Source organism: Leucobacter manosquensis, assembly GCF_018304845.1.
Classification (GTDB): domain Bacteria; phylum Actinomycetota; class Actinomycetes; order Actinomycetales; family Microbacteriaceae; genus Leucobacter; species Leucobacter alluvii.
The window spans coordinates 1662437-1681932 of sequence record NZ_JAFEVO010000001.1; the positions used below are offsets into that span (position 1 = coordinate 1662437).

Here is a 19496-nt window from a genome sequence, read left to right on the forward strand (position 1 = left end):
TCCCCTTGCCCCCTTCCCTCCACCCCCGTGAGCGGTCAGTAAGGTGCACCAAACCCGCGGATCGTGCACTTTTATGACCGCTCACGGGGGGAGCGGGTGCACGGGCTCCGACAACCGCACGGGAAGGGCGGGGCAGGGCAGCGCGTTTGCTTCGCTCACAGGGGCCCGCGAACGCCTTGTGCGCCGGGTTCTTCAGAGATCGAGCACCACTCCTGATTGAGCGAACACCGAACGGCAGACTGAATGCATGGCAAGGCCCCACGCACCGCTTCCCGGGTGTTTGGGGGCGACGTTCACCACCTCGGAAGCGCGCGCTGCCGGTGTCTCGTCGCGGCGACTGGCCGGTCCCGATATCGAACGAGTCGTGCGCGGCGTGTACCGCCGCATCGACTTCGGTGCCGGCGATGCATCAGACCTCCATCCTGCGGAGCGCTGGCGCCAGCTGCAGTTCACGAAAGCTTGCGCAATATTGAGGGCGCTTTCCCACGGCCAGTACTTCAGTCACGCCACCGCTGCCGTGATCCTCGGGCTGCCCGTGCCGCACCGTGCGGACAACGACATCGATGCGGCCTGCAGCGCCGACCGGTGGGTGTCGCGGGCCCCCGGGGTGCGCAGTCATCGTCTCGCGCCGGGCCTCGTGCGTGTGGGTATCGCTCGTGGCCTTCCGACTGCGTCGCCCGCAGACGTCTGGGCAATGCTCGGCGACGAGCTTTCGCTCCCCGACCTCGTCGCCCTCGGCGACGCCGTGATCCGCCGCCCGCGCATTCCCGGAACGCAGCGGCTCGAGCGCGCACCGCTCGCGACGCTCGCCGACCTCGAGGCGGTGATCACCGCGATGCGCCGCCGCGGCAACGCGGCACTGCGCCAGGCGCTTCCGCTCCTGGTGACCGGCAGCGCCTCAGCCCCCGAGAGCCACCTGCGCCTCAAGCTGCACGAGTGGGGCCTGCCGCAACCCGAGCTCGACGTCGACGTGTACAACGCGGCCGGTCGCCTACTCGGCGCCAGCGAACTCGCGTATCCGCAGTACAAGATCGCCCTCGAATACGAGGGGTCGCACCATCGCGTGCACGCAGCGCAGTGGAACCGCGATATCGACAAGTACCACGCGTATGAGAGCGCGGGTTGGCGGGCGATCCGAATCACGGGATCGCTGCAGTACGGTCGCGCGCTCGTGCTCCGTTCGCGCGTGGAATCGGCGCTGCGCGACCGCGGTTGGACCCCAATGACGCGCGATCGGTCAGTAACGTGCACCAAACCCGCGAATAGTGCACATTACTGACCGCTCACCGGCGGCACGAGGCGCCCGGGCGAAAGTGGCCGCTCACGGGGGCGCGACGCGGCTTACGCTCCGGCGCGCTCGGCGCGGAGACGAGCGATCTCGTAGAGCGAGACGCTCGCGGCGATGCCCGCGTTCAACGATTCAGTTGCCGACGAGATCGGGATCGACACGACCGCATCGCACGTCTCGGTGACCAGACGGGAGAGCCCCTTGCCTTCGCTGCCGACCACGACGACGACCGGGCGATCCGCCAGCTCGAGACCGGGCAGCGACACCTCGCCGTCACCGTCGAGCCCGACGACGAACACGCCCTGCTTCTTGAACTCCTTGAGCGTCTGCGTCAGGTTCGACGCCATCGCGACGGGCACGCGCGCTGCCGCGCCGGCCGACGTCTTCCACGCCGCCGAGTTCAGACTCGCCGAACGCCGCTGCGGCACGATGACCGCGTGTCCGCCGAACGCGGCGACCGAACGAATGATGGCACCGAGGTTGCGGGGGTCGGTCACACCGTCGAGGGCGACGAACAGCGGTGTCTCGCCGCGATCGATCACCTCGTCGAGCACCTCCATCGGGTGCGCGTGCTCCAGCGGCGGCACCTTGAGCACGACGCCCTGATGCACGGTGTCGCGCTCGACCATGCGGTCCATCTCGGGGCGCATGATCTCGAGCACGGCGAGGCCGCGGTTCGTCGCGTTGCGCAGGATCTCGCGCATGCGGTCGTCCATCTCGACGCGCGCCGCGATGTAGAGCGTGGTGGCAGGAATCTTCGCCCGCAGCGCCTCGAGCACGGCGTTGCGGCCGGTGACGAGTTCGCTCTCGTCCTTCTTGTTGCGGCCACCGCGCTCGGCCGGGCGGCCGGTGCGCTCGGTGTACCGGGCCTTCGCGGCGTCGTAGCGCTCGCGGGCCTTCTTCTCTTTGTACTTGGCGTGGTACTCGCGGTCTTCGGCGCGCGGCGTGGGGCCGCGACCCTCGAGCGCCTGGCGCCCTTGACCACCCGAACCGACGGCCTTGCCGAGGCCCTTCTTGCGTACGGCGCCAGTGCGGCTCTTCTTATTCGTCATGTCAGGCTCCAGCGGGGTCCGTTCGGGGTGTCTTCGAGCGCGATGCCGGCTGACAGCAACCGGTCGCGGATCGCGTCGCTCGTAGCGAAGTCTTTATCGGCGCGCGCCCGGGTGCGCTGTGCGAGGAGGTCATCGACCAGGGTGCCGAGTGCGGACTCGGCGTTGCTCGTGTCGGCGTTGCTCGCAGCCCAGTGCGGGTCGCGCGGATGCAAGCCGAGAACGTCAAGCATACGCGAGACTTCGCCGCCGTGGTGTGCCGCGAGCTGAGCATCGCCCTCCGCCAGCGCCGAGTTGCCGGCGCGCACCGCGTCATGCACTGCGGCGAGGGCCTGCGGGATCGCGAAGTCGTCGAGCATCGCAGCGACGAACGCAGCGGGAAGGCGGTCGGCGGCGCTGCCCGCGTCGGAGTCCCCGGTCGTCGTGTCGAAGCCGGGCAGCTCCGCCACCCGCTCGAGGAATCCCTCGATGCGCGAGAACGCCGTTTCGGCTTCGGCGAGTGACGTCTCCGAGAATTCGAGCACCGAGCGATAATGCGCCGAGCCGAGGAAATAGCGCAGCACGATGGGGCGCGCCTGCGCGAGCAGGTCTTCGGCGAACAGCGAATTGCCGAGCGACTTCGACATCTTCTGGCCGCCCGTGTTCACGAGGCCGTTGTGAATCCAGTGCCGCGCGAAGGGGTGGCCCGCTGCCTGCGACTGCGCGAGCTCGTTCTCGTGATGCGGGAAGCGCAGGTCGAGCCCGCCGCCGTGGATGTCGAACTCCTCACCCAGGTAGCGCGTCGCCATCGCCGAGCACTCGATGTGCCAGCCCGGCCGTCCGAGACCCCACGGCGACGGCCACGCCGCCGTCAGCGGTTCGCCGTCGCGGTGCGCCTTCCACAGCGCGAAGTCCCGGGGGTCGCGCTTGCCGACCGGCTCGGAGTCTGCGGCGTCCTCCATCTGATCGCGCTGCTGCCGTGTGAGGGCGCCGTAGTCGGGCCAACTCGCCGTGTCGAAGTAGACGCTCGCAGAGCCGTCCGCTGCCGCGTATGCGTGACCGCGCTCGATCAGCAGCTCGATGAGCTCGACCATCTCGCGAATGTTGGCCGTCGCGCGCGGTTCGTAGGTGGGGGCCTGCACGCCGATCGCGTCGTACGCTGCGGAGAAGACCCGCTCGACGCGGTAGGCCAGTGCCCACCACTCCTCGCTCGAGCCCTGCTCCGCCTGTGCGAGCCGCGCGTTGTCGAGAATCTTGTCGTCGATGTCGGTGACGTTGCGTATGAGGGTGACGTCGTGCCCGGTCGCGGCGAACCACCGCCGCATCTGGTCGTAGACCAGTGCGCTGCGGAGGTGTCCGATGTGGGGCGCGGACTGCACGGTCGGGCCGCACACGTAGAGACCGACCCTGCCGGCTTCGAGCGGGATGAAGTCGACGATCGCCTGCGCGCGCGAGTCGTAGATGCGTTGAGTCACGGGTATCAGCCTACCGCCGGTGCTCGCGAGCGGCCCGCTGCCGTCGCACGGCAGCCGTGTGCTGGGCCCGCCGCAGAAGCGACTGCGCCCCGTCCGGCGCAGAGCCGAACGGGGCACGGATGATAGCGGGTCTCAGTCGAGCGAGCCGCTGATGAAGTACTGGATCTGACGTGCGATACCGACGGCATGATCGCCGAAGCGCTCGTGATACCGGCTCGCGAGCGTCGAATCGACCACGTTCGCCGGGGTCTCGGCGAGGTTGTCGCTGAGCACCTTCTCGAACACCTTCGCGTGGAGCTCGTCGAGATCATCGTCCAGGTCGCGCACCTCGGCGATGATGCGGGGCTCCTGCGTGCGCAGCAGATCGACGATCTTCCTCGCCATCTCCACATCGAGCGCTCCCATGCGGGCGAACGTCTTGGTGAGCCCCGCGGGGATCGCGCTCTCGGGGTACCGGTAGCGGGCGAGCTGGGCGATGTGCTGCGCCAGGTCGGCCATGCGCTCGAGCGACGCACTCATGCGCAACGACCCCACCATCAGGCGCAGATCGGAGGCGACCGGCTGCTGGCGGGCCAGGATGTCGATGGTCAGCTGATCGAGCTCGGCGGCCAGGATCTCGATCTCGTCGACGCGGTCGATGACCTTCTCGGCGATCGCGACGTCCGAGCTGCCGAAGGCGGTAGTCGCCTCGGTGATGGCCTGCTCGACCAGTTCGGCGATCAGTACCAGGCGATCTTGCACATCGCGAAGCGACTGCTGAAAGACCTCACGCATGGGGTTTCCTCTCTGTCTGCGCAGACGCGCAACCTCAACCAGTTTGGGCGCGACCGATGAACCATGGCGCACCAACAGGTAAACAACAGTTGAACTCTGGGGTCCCGACTCTGTGCGCGCATCTACGATGAGAGACATGGACCCGACCCTGCTCGTACTCGCTGCGACAGCACTCGGCATACTCATCGGCGTAGGCACCACCCTAGCAATCGTGGGGGCTCGCGCGGCAGGGGTTCGGCGGGCCAAGGAGATGCGGCCGGAACTGCCGGAGGTGGCGACCGCCATCCTCGACGAAGTCGACACCTTCGCCGTGGTACTCGACTCGGCCCTCGCGCCGGTCTACGTCAACCCGGTCGCCCGCCAGGAGCGGCACCTGAGCGACGACGAGCTGATGGACACCGAGTTCCTCGCTCGCGTGCGCCGGGTGATGTCGTCGGGCATCCCCGACACGCACGATCCCGACCCCAGCGATCCGTCGGACACCGTGCGCATCCACATCGTGCGCCTGCAGCAGCGCTTCGTGGTGATCCTCGCCGAGGACATGGGCGAGGAGCAGCGCGTGAACGCGATGCGCCGCGATTTCATCGCGAATGTGAGTCACGAACTGAAGACGCCGATCGCGGCGATCGGGCTCCTCTCCGAAGCGGTGCAGGAGGCCGCCGACGAGCCGGTGCTGGTGCGAGACTTCGCGAAGAGCCTGGTGAAGGAGTCCCGCCGGCTCGGCGAGCTCTCCCGCGACATCATCCAGCTCTCCGAAGCCCAGTCGACGCTGCGTCCGGAGGATCGCGAGTCGGTCTCGTTGATCGACCTCGTGCGCGCGGAGGTCGAGACCCACCGCGCCTTCGCGGAGCAGCACCGGGTCGACCTCGTCATCACGGCGGACAACTCGAAGGATCGCGATGCGGTGATCCTCGGCCGCCCGGCCTCGCTCAGCTCGGCCGTCGCCAATCTGCTCAGCAACGCCATTCGGCACTCCCCCGAGGGCGGACGCGTCGGCGTCGGCATGGCACGGGAGAAGAACCGCTTCGTCGTCACGGTGACCGACCAGGGCGAGGGCATCCCGTCAGAGCACCTCCCCCGCATCTTCGAACGCTTCTACCGGGTCGACGGGGCGCGCACCCGCGTCGACGGCGGCACGGGTCTGGGCCTCAGCATCGCGCGGCACACCATGCGGGCGCACGGCGGCGACGTCGACGTGTGGTCGCAGCAGGGCGTCGGATCGAGCTTCACGCTGACCTTCCCGCTGCAGCTCGAGAACGATCCGACGAAGAGCGCGAAGCGCGTCAAGAAGGCGAAGCGCGCGTTCAAGACGGCCGTGCGCGCGAACGAGGCGGCTCGCACCATTCCACCGGTTCCCACGGAGCCGGACCATGAGAAGGGACCACAGTAGTGGCACAACACATCCTGCTCGTCGAAGACGAGGAGTCGATCTCCCGGCCGCTCTCCTTCTTGCTCGAGCGCGAGGGATACCGGGTCACGGTCGTCGACGACGGCGCCGAAGCGGTCACGACCTTCGCAGCCGCACAGCCCGACCTCGTGCTGCTCGACCTGATGCTGCCCAGCCTGCCCGGCACGGAAGTCTGCCGCGCGATCCGCCAGACCTCGCAGGTGCCGGTGATCATGCTCACCGCGAAAGACAGCGAGATCGACATCGTGGTGGGCCTCGAGCTCGGCGCCGACGACTACATCACGAAGCCGTACTCGACCCGCGAGCTGCTCGCCCGCGTGCGGGCGGCGCTGCGGCGCTCGGGATCCGCCGAAGAGGAACGCGTCGACGACTTCGACGCCCTCGTACTCGACGAGCTCGGCGTGCGCCTCGACTCGGAGCGGCACGCGGTCGCCGTGCGCGGCGAGGAGATCTCGATGCCGTTGCGCGAATTCGAACTGCTCGAGATGCTCATGCGTCACGCCGGTCGCGTACTCACCCGCGGTCAGCTCATCGACCGCGTCTGGGGCAGCAACTACTACGGCGACACGAAGACCCTCGACGTGCACATCAAGCGCATCCGCGCCCGGATCGAGGAGGAGCCCTCGAAGCCGAAGCTCATCTCCACCGTGCGCGGGGTCGGGTACCGCTTCGGGTAGCCGGCGACGCGGGCGCGCGACGCATGAGAAAGCCCCCGCGATCCTGACGGATCCGGGGGCTTCTTCGAACGACCGCTCGGAGTCGGTCGACTCAGCGTCGGTCTACTCGGAGTCGGTCTCCCCGGCGGCGGCTTCCTCGTCGGTCACATCGTCGCCGGTCTTCGACTGATCCGCGATCTCGTCGGCCTCGGTGATCTTCTCGCCCACGGTGCTGTCTTCACTCTTGCTCGCGGTGAAGTCTGCCGGGAGTACGTACTTGCGGTACTCCTCGAGCGTGCCGTCCAGTACGGGCACCTTGTAGGGAACCTCAGCGGCGCCCGCGACCTGGAAGTACGCCTCGATCGTCGCGCCGACCTTGAGCCCGTCGATGGACACGAGCACGGGGGTCTCCTCGCCCTCGGGATCACCGAAGAGCGTGTTGCCCGTCGGCACCTCGAAATCGGCGCTCGCCTGCTGCGATCCGGAGCCCATGAACGTGATCGTGAGATCCTGCGGCTCGCCGCTGCGGTTCACCGCGCCGAAGACCACGTTGAAGTTGTCGCCCGACTCGTCCGCGACGAGCATGATGTTGCGCACATCGACGGGGCCCGCATCGACGTTGACTCCGTCGCTCGGACCGTAAGGGGTTGCGGTGGCGATCGGAGCGACGAGGCTGCAGCCGGTCGCGCCGAGCACGATGGCCGCCGCAACAGCGACGGTCGAGGCGATCCGAGTCTTCAAGGTGGTCCTCCGAGCCGTATGGTGATCCGCGATGTGCGCGCTGAATCACAAGCGCACAGTTGAGATCATCTTATCGGCGGCATCGCCGGCCTGCAGCTTAGGCTCTCCTAACTTCAGCGGCGCCCTGTGATATTCTGGACCCGGATCGTGAAGGAGCCGTTCGATGCAATTCGAGGTCGGAGAAACCGTCGTGTACCCCCACCACGGTGCTGCGAGAATCATCGATGTCAAGCAGCGCAAGATCGGTGGCCGAGAGCAGACGTTCTTGAAGCTGCGGGTCAGCGAAGACAATCTCACGATCGAGGTTCCCGCGGAGAACTGCGAGCTCGTCGGCGTCCGCGACGTCATCGACCGAGCGGGACTCGAGCGGGTGTTCGACGTTCTTCGCGCTCCCTTCACCGAGGAGCCGACGAACTGGTCGAGGCGCTACAAGGCGAACCTCGAGAAGCTCGCGTCGGGCGACGTGCTCAAGGTGTCGGAGGTGGTGCGCGACCTGTGGCGCCGCGACCGCGATATCCGCGCGCTCTCCGCGGGCGAGAAGCGCATGCTCGCCAAGGCGCGCCAGATTCTCGTCTCCGAGATCGCGCTCGCCGAGAAGACCGACGAGCTGCAGGCCGGCTCGCTCGTCGACGAGGTACTCGCCTCTTAGGCCTCGCCGCCTTCCCTCCGGCCGAGCAGGGCCGAGCCCGTCACCCCGAGCGCTACGCCTCGGGTCTCCGCGCGAGTAGCCTGGGCGCATGAGCAGCTCAGCTTTTCTCACCGAAGCGGACGACGCCGTTCCGCACCCGCTCGCGACACTGGGGGTCGTACTCGTCGGTGCGGGCAGCGGGCAGCGCCTCGGCGCGGCGCAGCCGAAGGCGTTCTTCGAGTTGCACGGCCGTCCGCTGATCGAGTTCGGCATCGGCGTCGTCACCTCGCTTCCGCACGCCGGGCACCTCGTGGTCGTGGTACCGGAGACTCATGCGGCCCAGACGCTCGATCTCGTTGAGCAGGTGCTGCCAGATCGCACCCGGTGGGAGGTGTCCGTGGTCCCCGGCGGCCGGGAACGCTACGAATCCGTGCGATTCGGCCTCGACGCACTGCCCGAATCGATCGACACGGTACTCGTGCACGATGCGGCGCGTCCGTTCGCCAGCGTCGGCCTGTTCGAGCGCGTGATCGCCGAAGTGCGGGCGACGGGAGACGGCATCGTGCCGGCGCTCCGCGTCACCGACACTTTGAAGCGGGTCGATGCCGACGGCCTCGTCCACGAGACGGTGGATCGCGATGCGCTCGTCGGGGTGCAGACTCCGCAGGGGTTCCCGCGCGAGGTGCTGGCTGCAGCGTACGCAGATGCCGAGCTGCAGAGCGATCCCCCGACGGATGATGCGGCCGTGGTGCAGCGCGGCGGCGGACGGGTGCGGACGGTGCCGGGCGAGCTGCGCGCCCACAAGCTCACGACGCCCGATGACATCGCGATCCTCGAGCATTTTCTGGCGGCGAACATCGCCGGGCTGGAGACTGAGCAGTGATTCGCGTCGGCACGGGATTCGACGTGCACGCGTACGCCGACGCCGACGCCGACGCCGACGCCGAGGCCGCAGCGGACGGCCAGGCCCGCGCCGAACCCGTGCTGCGACTCGCCGGCCTCGATTGGCCGGGCGAGCCGGCGCTCGCAGGCCACAGCGACGGCGACGCGGTCTGCCACGCGGTGGTCGACGCCCTGCTGTCGGCTGCCGGCCTCGGTGATATCGGCGGGCTGGTCGGAGTCGACGAGCCCGGCACGGCCGGGGCGGCGAGCACGGGATTCGTGACGACGGCCCTCGAACGGCTCGCGTCGAACGGCTGGTCGCCGGTGAACGTGTCCGTGCAGATCGTCGGCAATCGGCCGCGGTTCGCACCACGACGCGACGAGGCTCAGCTCGTGATGTCGGAGCTCGTCGGGGCTCCCGTCACCCTCTCCGCAACGACGACCGATCACCTCGGCTTCACGGGCCGGGGCGAGGGCCTCGCGGTCATCGCGACGGCGCTCATCGCACGCGCCGACGCCTGAGCGCGAGCAGACCGCGAGCCGCGGCCCTGCGCCTCGCTCCCCCGTATGCCTGCCTGCGCGCTTGCCGACCCCCGCGCGTTGTCGGGTCGGCGAGAGCGCGCTTCAGCACCGATAGCTCGCACGACTCAGCACAAAGTGCGCTCTCGAGGGACCGAGCGCACGGGCCGAGCGCGCGAAGCCGCTCGGGGCGCGAGGCCACCCGCGCGACGTGCGGGACCCTACGCCGCGTACGACCCCACGAGGCGCACTGCGCCGCCCTGCACGCCCTTGGCTCCCTGCTCGAAGCCGGCGAGATCGCGGGTGGATGCGGAGATCGAACCCGCGACCCACACGTCGAGCCCTTCGGCGGTGAGCGCGGCGGCGACATGCTGCGCCGACGCTGCGTCGACCACGGCGAACATGCCGATGCCGAGGTTCCAGGCGCCCTCGACCGACTCGAGCGAGTGCCCGCCGAGATCGGCGAGATGCCGGAAGACGGGAAGCGGCGACCAGGCACCGCGATCCAATTCGGTCCACATGCCGACGGGCAGCACCCGGGCGAGGTTCGCCGCGATGCCTCCGCCGGTCACGTGGGAGAGGGCGTGGATCGCACCGTCGAGCGCTGGGTCCTCGAGCACGCGCAGCAGCGGCGAGGTGTAGAGCGCTGTCGGCACGAGCAGCGCCTCGCCGTAGCTCGAGCCGAGGTCTGCGCTCGCATCCGTGTACGCGACGCCCTTCGACGCGAGAATGTGGCGCACGAGCGAGAACCCGTTCGAGTGCAGTCCGGAGGCGCCGAGGGCGAGGATCACGTCGCCGTCGGCGACGCGCTCCGGCCCGAGCACGCGATCGGCCTCGACCACGCCGACCGCGGCGCCGGCGACATCGTAGTCGTCCGGTCCGAGCAGCCCGGGGTGCTCCGCGGTCTCACCGCCGACGAGCGCAGTGCCGGTGGCCTCGCAGGCCTCGGCGATCCCGCGCACGATGTCGGCGATGCGCTGCGGCACGACCTTGCCGCAGGCGATGTAGTCGGTCATCGCGAGCGGCTTGGCGCCCACCACGACGATGTCGTCGACGATCATGGCGACGAGGTCCTGCCCGATGGTGTCGTGAATGTCCATGGCCTGGGCGATGGCGACCTTCGTACCCACCCCGTCGGTCGCGCTCGCGAGCAGCGGTCGACGGTACTCCTTCAAGGCAGAGGCGTCGAACAGCCCGGCGAATCCGCCGACGCCCCCGATCACCTCGGGGCCGTGGGTGCGCGTCACCGCGGACTTCATCAGCTCGACGGCCAGGTCGCCGGCAGCGGTATCGACTCCGGACTGGGCATAGATCGACGCGTTTTCGCTCACCCGACCAGCGTACCTTGCGGTGCAGCGCACGGCGATTGGTCGCGCCGATCGATCGCCCGGCTGCGTGTGGGAGACTAGGCGGTGCGTCACCTCGACTCGACGCACCACCCACTTCGCAGGGAGCATTCACTACAGCATGTGCGGCATCGTCGGTATCGTTTCGCCCGAACCCGTCAACCAGCAGATCTACGACAGCCTCCTGCTGCTGCAGCACCGCGGGCAGGACTCGACGGGCATCGCCACGCTCGACGGCGATTTCTTCCACATGGTGAAGGCCAAGGGCCAGGTGCGCGAGGCCTACCGCACCCGCGATATGCGCAGCCTCACGGGCAACGTCGGTCTCGGCCACGTGCGTTACGCGACGCGCGGCTCGGCGGCCGCCGAGGACGAGGCGCAGCCGTTCTACGTCGGCGCCCCCTACGGCATCATCCTCGTGCACAACGGCAACCTCACGAACACCCGCGAGCTCACGGCTGATCTCTACAACGTGGACCGCCGTCACCTCAATACGCACTCCGACACCGAGCTGCTGCTCAACGTGCTGGCGAATGAGCTGCAGTCGACGATCAGCGGGCTCTCGCTCGACGCCGAGCAGGTGTTCGCGGCCGTCTCGCGCGTGCACGAGCGCGTCGAGGGCTCGTACGCGGCGATCGCGCTCATCGCGGGGTACGGGCTCCTCGCGTTCCGCGACCCGTTCGGCATTCGTCCGCTCGTGCTCGGGCGCCGTACCGGCGCGAACGGCAGCAACGAGTGGGTCGTCGCCTCTGAGTCGCTGGTGCTCGAATCGGGCGGCTACGAGCGCGTGCGTGATGTCGAACCGGGAGAGGCGATCCTCATCTCCCCGGACGGCACCATGAAGTCGCAGCAGTGCGCCACCCAGACGAAGCTCGTTCCCTGCGCTTTCGAGTACATCTACCTCGCCCGCCCAGACTCCGTGCTCAGCGGCATCTCGGTGTACGAGGCGCGTCTGCGCCTGGGCGACGTGCTCGCCGAGCAGGTGCAGGCTGAACTGCCGGCCGTCGAGATCGATGTCGTCATGCCGATCCCCGACTCCGGCCGACCGAGTGCGATGCAGCTCGCGCAGCGGCTGGGCGTTCCCTATCGCGAGGGCTTCTTCAAGAACCACTACATCGGCCGCACGTTCATCATGCCCGGTCAGGCGGTGCGCAAGCGCAGCGTGCGTCAGAAGCTCAATGCCATGAGTTCGGAGTTCGCCGGCAAGAATGTGCTGCTCGTCGACGACTCGATCGTGCGCGGCACCACGTCGCGCGAGATCGTCGAGATGGCTCGCGCCGCTGGCGCCAAGTCGGTCATCTTCGCTTCGGCGGCGCCCCCCGTGATCTTCCCGCACGTCTACGGCATCAACATGCCGTCGCGGGGCGAGCTGATCGCTCACGGTCGCACGCCCGCCGAGATCGCCGCCGAGCTGAACGCCGATCACCTCGTCTACATGAGCGTCGAGGGCATGAATCGGGCCATTCTCGCGGGGCAGGATCGCGTGACCGAGCTCGAGCAGAGCTGCTTCACCGGCGAGTACATCACGGGCAGCGTCGACGAGGAGTACCTCGCCTGGGTCGAGGCGACGCAGGAGAGCTGAGGATCCGCAGACCTCGGCCCGCTCCCTCATCATGGCGTTCACCGCGTTCGAGCAGTACGTCGCGCACGCATTCGGTTCTGCCGACTGCGTGCGCTCGGTCGTGCCGGAAGAGCAGAACAGTGATTACGAATCGGGGCTCGCCGTCATCGATAACGAGCGCTGGCACATTCGCACCGCGCGGAACACCCCGAAGAAGCCAGGCGCGTTCGTCGCCGTCTGGTCGCGAGACGCGGCTGGCAACACGGTTCCGCTGCCGATGGACGACCCGGCGCGCGGCCTGCTCGTCTTCGTCGCCGATGGGGAGCGCCGCGGCGTCTTCCGCTTCACTGCAGAGCATCTGCGCGGGCTCGGCGTGACGGCGACGGCGCGCCGCCCCGGCAAGCGCGGCTTCCGCGTGTACCCCGCGTGGTGCCGGGATTTGAACGAGCGCGCGGCCGCGAGCCAGGCGGCGCAGGCGTCGGCGTTCATCGAACTCCCCGCGATGTGACGGAGCGGCGCGTCCCGCACACATGAAGCACCCCCTGTCCAAGATCGCGGGCAGGGGGTGCTTCGTGCTTCAGCGGGCGTTCAGCGCTTCGGTTCTTCCGGGTCCACGGGGCTCTGCGGCACGGCCGGCGGCGCCTGCGGAGTCACGGGCTGCTCGGGATCGTGAGCGGGGCTCTGCGGGACCGCGGGTGAAGCGGTCGGCTCAGCGGTGCCGGCCGGGTTCGCGGGGCTCTGCGGCACGGCGGGCGCGGCCGGCGGCGTTGCCTGGCGCTCCGGATCGACCGGGCTCTTCGGCACGGCCGGCGATGTCGGTTCTGCGGGAGCAGCGTCGCCCGCTGCGCCGTCGCGATCCGAGCTGACTTCCTTGCGGAGGATCTTCATCGACTGCCCGAGGCTCTTCGCCAGCGCGGGAAGCTTCGGTGCGCCGAACAGCAGCAGCACGATGAAGAGGATGACGATCAACGTCGGTCCCGAGAGATTACCGATCATGGAAAACAGGCTCCGATCGTTGCGGCGAGACGCTTACGAGGCGTCCGTCTTGGTGTTGGAGGGCTGCGCCTCCACTGGTGTTTCAGCGTCGCCGCCGACCTCCTTGCGGAGGATCTTCATGGACTGGCCGAGGCTCCGAGCGAGCGCCGGAAGCTTCGGAGCGCCGAACATCAGGAGGATGATGAAGAGGATGGCAATGAGGTGCACGCCTGTGAGGTTTCCGAGCATGGCTGAGTCTCCGAATCGTAGTTGAGTGGATTATCGCACGTCGGACTGAATGGCGATACCGGTGCCTCGCTGACGCCGCACGGCGAGGCCGAGCAGCAGGGCGAAGACCCCACCCAGACAGGCTCCGATCGCGGCGCCGATGAGCGCCATGAACCCGACGACCTGGCCGAGCGTGTACTCGGCGCCCTCTTCGATCGGGAAGAACAGGCACGCGATCATCGCGATGACCGCACCGGCGATGATGCCGCCGATCACCATGCGACCGACGCGCACCGAGCGCTCGAGCGTCACCTCCCGCTCCGTGACCTCGACGACGGGCTCCCGCTCGCCGGGGTCGGTGCCCAGCGGCGCGTCGGAGGATTGCGGTGCGGGCGCGCTCCCCGCTGGTGCAGCGTCGGCTGGCTCCTGCTCTGGGAGACCCGTCGGAAGATCGGACTGACTCATACCTCTAGTGTCTCAGCTTCGACTGGGTGCTCGCGCACGAGCGGGAGCAGGCCGACGAGCGCCGCCCGCGATCCCGATGCGACCACCCGTGCATCGCCGACCGCGGTGCTCCAGTCGAGTTCCCCGCACGCGAGCGCGATCCAGGTCTGCGCGTCGGTCTCGATGACGTTCGGCGGGGTGCCGCGGGTGTGCCGCGGGCCGCTCACGCACTGCGTCGCCCCGTAGGGCGGCACGCGCACCTCGACGGTGTTCCCCGGCGCACGCTCGGCGAGCTCCTCGAGGAGGTAGCGCACGGCGGTCGCCACCTCGCTGCGCGCCGTGCCGCCCGCACGCACTGCGGCGAGCGCCGCGCGCCCGTCATCGATGGAAATCCTCCGCTTGGCCACGGGTCAAGCCTATCCGCGCTTCGGTAGTCTGGACGGCGTGAAGATCCTCGTCCTGGGCCCGGGTGCCCGCGAACACGCCATCGTCCTCGCTCTCCTCGCCGAGGGCGCCGATCACGAGATCGTCTGCGCGCCCGGGAACGCCGGCATCTCTGCGAGCGGTGTCGAAACCCCGGAGCTGGAGTACAGCGATCCCCGGGCCGTCGCCTCCTTCGTGCAGGATCGCGGATTCGATCTCGTGGTGATCGGCCCTGAGGCGCCGCTCGTCGCCGGAGTGGCGGATCCGCTGCGCGCCGCAGGGGTTCCGGTATTCGGGCCCGACCGGGCCGCTGCGCAACTCGAAGGCTCGAAGGCGTTCGCCAAACGGGTGATGGACGAGGCGCAGGTGCCAACGGGTCGTGCGTCGCGCGTGACGTCGACCGTGGAGGCCGGGGCGGTGCTCGACGAGTACGGCGCTCCGTACGTGGTGAAGGCCGACGGGCTCGCCGCTGGCAAGGGCGTGCTCGTGACCGAGGACCGGGATGCGGCACTGGCGCATGTCGAGACCTGGGCGCCCCACGGAGAGGTGCTCATCGAGGAGTTCCTCGACGGGCAGGAGGTGTCGCTCTTCTTCTTCGCCGACGGCCACGACGTGCTGCCGCTCAGCCCGGCGCAGGACTACAAGCGCATCTTCGACGGTGACGCGGGGCCGAACACGGGCGGTATGGGCGCCTACTCTCCGCTCCCCTGGGTCGCAGATGACTTCGTCGCGGAGATCACTCGGACGGTCGCACTGCCGACCGTCCGACAGCTCGAGTCCGAGGGAACCCCGTTCGTCGGGCTGCTGTACTGCGGGCTCATCGTCACGCAGCAGGGTGTGCGGGTGATCGAGTTCAACGCGCGCTTCGGCGACCCGGAGACCCAGGTCGTGCTCGCCCGACTCGAGTCGCCGCTCAGCCGGTATCTGCTGGCAGCTGCGAACGGTGCGCTGGCTGCTGAGCCGGAGCCGGTGTTCTCTCCCGACCCAGCGGTAATCGTCGTCGTCGCGAGCGAGGGCTACCCGGGCGACGTGGTGACCGGTCGCTCGATCACCGGCATCGAAGAGGCTGCAGCTCTCGAGGGCGTGCACGTCGTGCACGCGGCGACCGCGCGAACCGATGACGGCGGGTGGATCGCGACGGGTGGACGGGTGCTCGGCGTCGTCGCGCGCGGCGCGGACTTCGCCGAGGCCCGCGATCGGGCGTACGCGGGCGTTTCGCGAATCGCCCTCGCAGGTGGTCAGTCGCGCACGGACATCGCGGCCCGCGTGGTCTGACGCCGGCGATCGGCGGCGCTCCGCATCCTGGGCCCACGTCCGAGACCGGCGCCGCGGCGCGTGCGAGCACGAACGAGCCCGGGATCGTCGATCTCGGGCCCGTTCTGCGAGCCGCGTCAGTTGCCGCGGATCAGGGTGTCGAAGTCGGGCTCGTCGGGCCGCTCAGCGCGGCGCTGCTCCGCCGATGCGTCTCCCTCGTCCGCGGGGATCTCCCCCGCATCGCCGACGGACTCCCCGGGCTGGGCCAGCGCGGCGTCGAGCTGCGCGCGGTCGATCTGAATCGTCTCGTCGAGATCGAGTGGCGCGCCGGATGCTGCGTCGTCTGCTCCAGCGACCACGGCCACTGGGCCGGTCTCGAGCTCGGGGTGGTCGCCCACCGTCGGCTCGGCTTCGAGCTCGATCTCGTCGGCGTCCGCCTGATCGACGGGCTCGGCAGCCTCATCGATCTCACCGACGACCTCGGGCTCGACGACCTCGAGCTCGCCCACACCGGCTGCGGGCGTCTCCCGCTCACCGAATGCACCGGCCGCCTGGGCGGCTTCAAGCGCCGTCACCAGATCGTTCAGCAGCACCTGCCACCCCTCCTGGGAGGCTGCCGCCCGCTCGCTCGCCGCAGGCAGCGCGTCGAACCCCGTCTCGGTCACCGTGATGCCCGTGTCGACCCCCTGCGTGCGCAGGGTGATGAGCACGGCGGTGTCTCGCTCGTCGCCCGCTTCGCGCCAGGTGAAGCCGATGGCATGGCCCTCGACCCAGACGTCGACGGTGCCGGAGGCGTCGCGGCTGACAGCGGCGTCGCCTTCACCCTCGGACCACCGCTCGGCGACGGTGCCGCCCACGTGCGGCTCGAGCTGCAGCTCGGGCCACCACTCCGAGCGGCGATGCTGCTCCGCGAGATACGTCCAGGCAGCAGCTCGCGCGACGCCCACTCGACTTCGCGCCACTACAGGCCCCAGCGGGATCATAGTTCTCCTCATCTCGCTCGCGCCGGTCATTCCGACCGGCAACCGGAAGCTCAGCGCACGCGCGAGTTTCCGTCTCTCTACAGAGCGTAACCGCACCCCCTGACATCCAGGTTCCAATCGGGCGCCTGTCGTGGTATTGCTGCGGAAAAGGGGTCATGGGCGGGCATCCTGCCATCCCGCGCCTCACGACACCATGAGCCGTGCGCGCAGTGCGAGAATGAACGGGTGACCCTTCTTCCCGCACCCACGCAGCTCGCCGGTTGGCGCCACATCTATTCCGGCAAGGTGCGCGACCTGTACACCCCCGCAGACGGATCAGATGCGCACCTCCTCGTCGTCGCGAGCAACCGCGTGAGCGCGTTCGACCACGTTCTCGAGCCGCCGATCCCCGGGAAGGGGGCCTTGCTCACGGCGCTGTCGAACTGGTGGTTCGCGCGCATCGATCTCCCAAACCATCTCGTCGCCGAAGAATCCGACGCTCCGGCGGTGCCAGCGGAAGTCGCCGACCGCGCGATGCTCACCCGCAGGCTCGAGATGTACCCGATCGAGTGCGTCGTGCGCGGAGCTCTCACCGGGTCGGGGTTCGCCGAGTACCAGCGCACCGGAGCGGTGTGCGGCATCGAACTGCCCAGCGGCCTCGACGACGGCGATCTGCTCGACCGCCCGATCTTCACGCCAGCCTACAAGGCGCCGCTCGGGGAGCACGACGAGAACATCACGTTCGAGCGCAGCGTCGAACTCGTCGGGCCGGAGGCCGCGGCCGCCCTGCGCGATGCCTCGCTGCAGATCTTCACCGCAGCACGCGATCTCGCTGCCGGGCGCGGCGTGGTGCTCGCCGATACGAAGTTCGAGTTGGGGCGCGATCCGCTCACGGGGGCACTCGTGCTCGCCGATGAAGTACTCACCAGCGACTCGTCGCGGTACTGGGACGCCTCGGCGTATCACGACGCGGCGCGTTCCCGGCAGGATCGCCTCGCCTCGTTCGACAAGCAGATCGTGCGCAACTGGCTGTCGGAGCACTGGGACCGGGCGGGAGCGCCACCCGCACTGCCCGATGAGATCGTCGCGAAGACCTATGACCGCTACCGCGAACTGTACGTGCGGCTCACCGGCGACGAACCGCCCGTCGCGCCCGTCGCGATCTGAGCAGACCGGGGCCCTGCGCCTCGTGCCGCCTTCCGCGCGGGGCTGAGCGTGATCCGTGCGAGAATATGCAGTAGCTTCACCACGAGAAATGGAGATCCCGGGTGCCCACGATTGTCGTTGATGTCATGCCCAAGGCCGAGCTGCTCGACCCGCAGGGTAAGGCCACCACGGGGGCGCTCGCTCGTCTCGGCCACGAGAAGTTCGAGAACGTGCGCATCGGAAAGCGGTTCGAGTTCCAGGTCGCCGGCGAGGTGACCGACGCCGTGCTCGCCGAGGTGCGCCAGGTCGCAGACGACATCCTGTCGAACGGAGTGATCGAAGACGTCGTCGCGATCAGTGTCGACGGCGTGCAGGTCTCCGCCGACGCACCCGCTGCCGACGCGCTCGCGGGCGAGGCTCGCTGATGCCGCGGATCGGGGTCGTCACCTTCCCCGGTTCCCTCGACGACCGTGACGCGCAGCGCGCGATCCGCCGCGCCGACGGCGAACCCGTCGCGCTCTGGCACGCCGATCACGATCTGCAGGATGTCGAGGCGATCGTGCTTCCGGGCGGCTTCAGCTACGGCGATTACCTGCGCCCCGGCGCGATCGCCGCGGTCTCGCCGATCATGACCGAGGTCGTCGCCGCCGCGAACCGCGGCCTCCCCGTGCTCGGAATCTGCAACGGCTTCCAGGTGCTCGTCGAGTCGCACCTGCTGCCCGGGGGGCTCATTCGCAACGCCCACCAGCAGTTCATCCGCCGCGATCAGAAGCTGATCGTGGAGAACGCGGATACGGCGTGGACGCATCGCTTCCAGCCGGGCGAGGAGATCGTCATCCCGTTGAAGAACGGCGACGGCGGATACATCGCGAACGACGAGACGCTCAAGTACCTCGAGGGAGAAGGTCTCGTCGCCTTCCGCTACGCGGGCGTGAACCCCAACGGGTCGCTCAACGACATCGCCGGGCTCTCGAACGAGCGGGGCAACGTGGTCGGCCTCATGCCGCACCCCGAGCACGCCGTCGAAGCGGGTTTCGGGCCGGATACGCCGGAAGCGATGCGATCCGGCATCGATGGTCTGCGCTTCTTCGAGAGCGCCGTCGAAGCGCTGGTGGCTCGCGCGGCCTGAGCGCGACTCGGCCTCACCCCTCGATGGGGGTCGAGGTCCGGGCTATCGCTGCCCTCGCGGTGCCCCGAGAACGACCCCGATCGGGCCGCTCGACGGCGACTCGTCCGAGTGGCCGATGTCGAGGCCGTACGACAGGATGCGCAACGGGCCGATCTCGCGTTCGATGGTGAACTCGCGCTCAGGAATCTGCACGAATCCGAGGCGCTCGTAGAGGCGCTGGGCCGCGACCATCTGCTCACCGGTGTGCAGCACGACCCGGTCGAGCCCTCGCGTCCGCGCCAGATCTGCTGCATGCCGCATGATGGCTCTGCCGACGCCTCGCCCGCGAGCGGCTGGCGAGACGCCGAGCAGACGCACGTCGAACTCGTTCTCCTCGGTGTCTTCGATCAGCCGCTCGCCCGGGAGGGGGACCGTGATCGAGCCGAGCAGCTCACCGCTCGCACGGTCGACGGCGACGAGCACCTCGGAGATCTGGTCGCGCCCGGCGACGTCCTCGATTTCAGCGAGGTATTCGTCGTTCAGCGTGTAGTCGCCCTCGTAGGCCGCCCGCACCATCGCGCCCACCGCGGCGTACTCGTCGGGGCTCACGCGCCGGATCGTGATCGTTTCTTGCACCCCGGAAGCCTACT

Annotated in this window: 21 protein-coding genes and 1 pseudogene; 11 read left to right on the forward strand and 11 right to left on the reverse strand. The window is 68.9% G+C overall.

The features are described from left to right. Window positions 1-247: 247 nt before the first annotated feature. The gene (locus tag JSQ98_RS07695) at window positions 248-1279 is read left to right on the forward strand and encodes a hypothetical protein (protein ID WP_211649085.1); all 1032 of its coding nucleotides are present in this window, start codon (window positions 248-250) and stop codon (window positions 1277-1279) included. A gap of 62 nt (window positions 1280-1341) precedes the next feature. Here JSQ98_RS07695 and rlmB read toward each other — a convergent pair whose 3' ends face one another. The 3 genes from rlmB to phoU form a co-directional block, all read right to left on the reverse strand. Continuing rightward, window positions 1342-2340, reverse strand: coding sequence for a 23S rRNA (guanosine(2251)-2'-O)-methyltransferase RlmB (rlmB, locus tag JSQ98_RS07700; RefSeq protein ID WP_090151861.1), 999 nt, complete (start codon window positions 2338-2340; stop codon window positions 1342-1344). Further along, window positions 2337-3791, reverse strand: coding sequence for a cysteine--tRNA ligase (gene cysS / locus JSQ98_RS07705; protein ID WP_090151864.1), 1455 nt, complete (start codon window positions 3789-3791; stop codon window positions 2337-2339). Before cysS ends, rlmB begins: the two co-directional genes overlap by 4 nt. Window positions 3792-3923: 132 nt before the next feature. Next, window positions 3924-4565 carry a phosphate signaling complex protein PhoU gene (gene phoU, locus JSQ98_RS07710; RefSeq protein WP_090151867.1) on the reverse strand — a complete coding sequence of 214 codons (642 nt, stop codon included), beginning with the start codon at window positions 4563-4565 and terminating at the stop codon, window positions 3924-3926. A 136-nt stretch (window positions 4566-4701) separates the two neighbouring features. On the opposite strand from phoU, the gene JSQ98_RS07715 reads away from it, so the two are divergent. Further along, window positions 4702-5955: a sensor histidine kinase gene (locus JSQ98_RS07715; protein WP_211649086.1), complete on the forward strand. Its 1254-nt coding sequence runs from the start codon at window positions 4702-4704 to the stop codon at window positions 5953-5955. Continuing rightward, on the forward strand, window positions 5955-6650 hold the full coding sequence (locus JSQ98_RS07720; protein ID WP_090151872.1) for a response regulator: 696 nt from the start codon (window positions 5955-5957) through the stop codon (window positions 6648-6650). The genes JSQ98_RS07715 and JSQ98_RS07720 overlap by 1 nt, the downstream gene beginning before the upstream one ends. Window positions 6651-6752: 102 nt before the next feature. On the opposite strand, the gene JSQ98_RS07725 is transcribed toward JSQ98_RS07720, so the two are convergent. Beyond that, window positions 6753-7370 (reverse strand): DNA modification methylase, encoded by a 618-nt coding sequence (locus JSQ98_RS07725; protein WP_211649087.1) that lies wholly within the window; start codon window positions 7368-7370, stop codon window positions 6753-6755. A gap of 163 nt (window positions 7371-7533) precedes the next feature. Between JSQ98_RS07725 and JSQ98_RS07730 the strand changes: the two genes are divergently transcribed. Both JSQ98_RS07730 and ispD read left to right on the forward strand, forming a co-directional pair. Continuing rightward, window positions 7534-8019, forward strand: coding sequence for a CarD family transcriptional regulator (locus JSQ98_RS07730; protein ID WP_090151879.1), 486 nt, complete (start codon window positions 7534-7536; stop codon window positions 8017-8019). 88 nt (window positions 8020-8107) lie between these two features. Further along, window positions 8108-9402, forward strand: a pseudogene (gene ispD, locus JSQ98_RS15505) (2-C-methyl-D-erythritol 4-phosphate cytidylyltransferase). A gap of 218 nt (window positions 9403-9620) precedes the next feature. Here ispD and purM read toward each other — a convergent pair. Then, window positions 9621-10730: a phosphoribosylformylglycinamidine cyclo-ligase gene (gene purM / locus JSQ98_RS07745; protein WP_211649092.1), complete on the reverse strand. Its 1110-nt coding sequence runs from the start codon at window positions 10728-10730 to the stop codon at window positions 9621-9623. A 136-nt stretch (window positions 10731-10866) separates the two neighbouring features. Here purM and purF point away from each other — a divergent pair, with 136 nt between their 5' ends. Further along, complete coding sequence (gene purF, locus JSQ98_RS07750) at window positions 10867-12327, forward strand: amidophosphoribosyltransferase (protein WP_211649094.1); 1461 nt, start codon at window positions 10867-10869, stop codon at window positions 12325-12327. Window positions 12328-12358: 31 nt separating this feature from the next. Beyond that, a complete protein-coding gene (locus tag JSQ98_RS07755; RefSeq protein WP_211649096.1) occupies window positions 12359-12814 on the forward strand; it encodes a MepB family protein in 456 nt (151 codons plus the stop codon). Window positions 12815-12894: 80 nt separating this feature from the next. On the opposite strand, the gene JSQ98_RS15385 is transcribed toward JSQ98_RS07755, so the two are convergent. The 4 genes from JSQ98_RS15385 to JSQ98_RS07775 are packed head-to-tail and all read right to left on the reverse strand — an operon-like array spanning window position 12895 to window position 14360. Beyond that, on the reverse strand, window positions 12895-13302 hold the full coding sequence (locus tag JSQ98_RS15385; protein ID WP_346058063.1) for a Sec-independent protein translocase subunit TatA/TatB: 408 nt from the start codon (window positions 13300-13302) through the stop codon (window positions 12895-12897). A gap of 33 nt (window positions 13303-13335) precedes the next feature. After that, the gene (locus JSQ98_RS07765) at window positions 13336-13530 is read right to left on the reverse strand and encodes a twin-arginine translocase TatA/TatE family subunit (RefSeq protein ID WP_090151888.1); all 195 of its coding nucleotides are present in this window, start codon (window positions 13528-13530) and stop codon (window positions 13336-13338) included. A gap of 30 nt (window positions 13531-13560) precedes the next feature. After that, complete coding sequence (locus JSQ98_RS07770; protein ID WP_211649097.1) at window positions 13561-13974, reverse strand: hypothetical protein; 414 nt, start codon at window positions 13972-13974, stop codon at window positions 13561-13563. Next, a complete protein-coding gene (locus JSQ98_RS07775) occupies window positions 13971-14360 on the reverse strand; it encodes a sterol carrier family protein (protein WP_090151892.1) in 390 nt (129 codons plus the stop codon). Before JSQ98_RS07775 ends, JSQ98_RS07770 begins: the two co-directional genes overlap by 4 nt. Window positions 14361-14397: 37 nt before the next feature. Between JSQ98_RS07775 and purD the strand changes: the two genes are divergently transcribed. Next, complete coding sequence (gene purD, locus JSQ98_RS07780) at window positions 14398-15651, forward strand: phosphoribosylamine--glycine ligase (RefSeq protein WP_211649098.1); 1254 nt, start codon at window positions 14398-14400, stop codon at window positions 15649-15651. A gap of 116 nt (window positions 15652-15767) precedes the next feature. Here purD and JSQ98_RS07785 read toward each other — a convergent pair whose 3' ends face one another. Beyond that, on the reverse strand, window positions 15768-16613 hold the full coding sequence (locus JSQ98_RS07785) for an SRPBCC family protein (RefSeq protein ID WP_211649099.1): 846 nt from the start codon (window positions 16611-16613) through the stop codon (window positions 15768-15770). Window positions 16614-16838: 225 nt separating this feature from the next. On the opposite strand from JSQ98_RS07785, the gene JSQ98_RS07790 reads away from it, so the two are divergent. The 3 genes from JSQ98_RS07790 (at window position 16839) to purQ (ending at window position 18867) form a co-directional block, all read left to right on the forward strand. Then, entirely contained in the window at window positions 16839-17759 is a 921-nt protein-coding gene (locus JSQ98_RS07790; protein ID WP_211649100.1) for a phosphoribosylaminoimidazolesuccinocarboxamide synthase, read from the forward strand. Between the two features lie 101 nt (window positions 17760-17860). Beyond that, window positions 17861-18163, forward strand: coding sequence for a phosphoribosylformylglycinamidine synthase subunit PurS (gene purS, locus JSQ98_RS07795; protein WP_211649101.1), 303 nt, complete (start codon window positions 17861-17863; stop codon window positions 18161-18163). Then, window positions 18160-18867: a phosphoribosylformylglycinamidine synthase subunit PurQ gene (gene purQ / locus JSQ98_RS07800; protein WP_090151905.1), complete on the forward strand. Its 708-nt coding sequence runs from the start codon at window positions 18160-18162 to the stop codon at window positions 18865-18867. The genes purS and purQ overlap by 4 nt, the downstream gene beginning before the upstream one ends. 42 nt (window positions 18868-18909) lie before the next feature. Here the strand turns inward: purQ and JSQ98_RS07805 are convergent, their stop codons facing one another. Beyond that, window positions 18910-19482 (reverse strand): GNAT family N-acetyltransferase, encoded by a 573-nt coding sequence (locus tag JSQ98_RS07805; protein ID WP_211649102.1) that lies wholly within the window; start codon window positions 19480-19482, stop codon window positions 18910-18912. Between the last annotated feature and the right edge of the window lie 14 nt (window positions 19483-19496).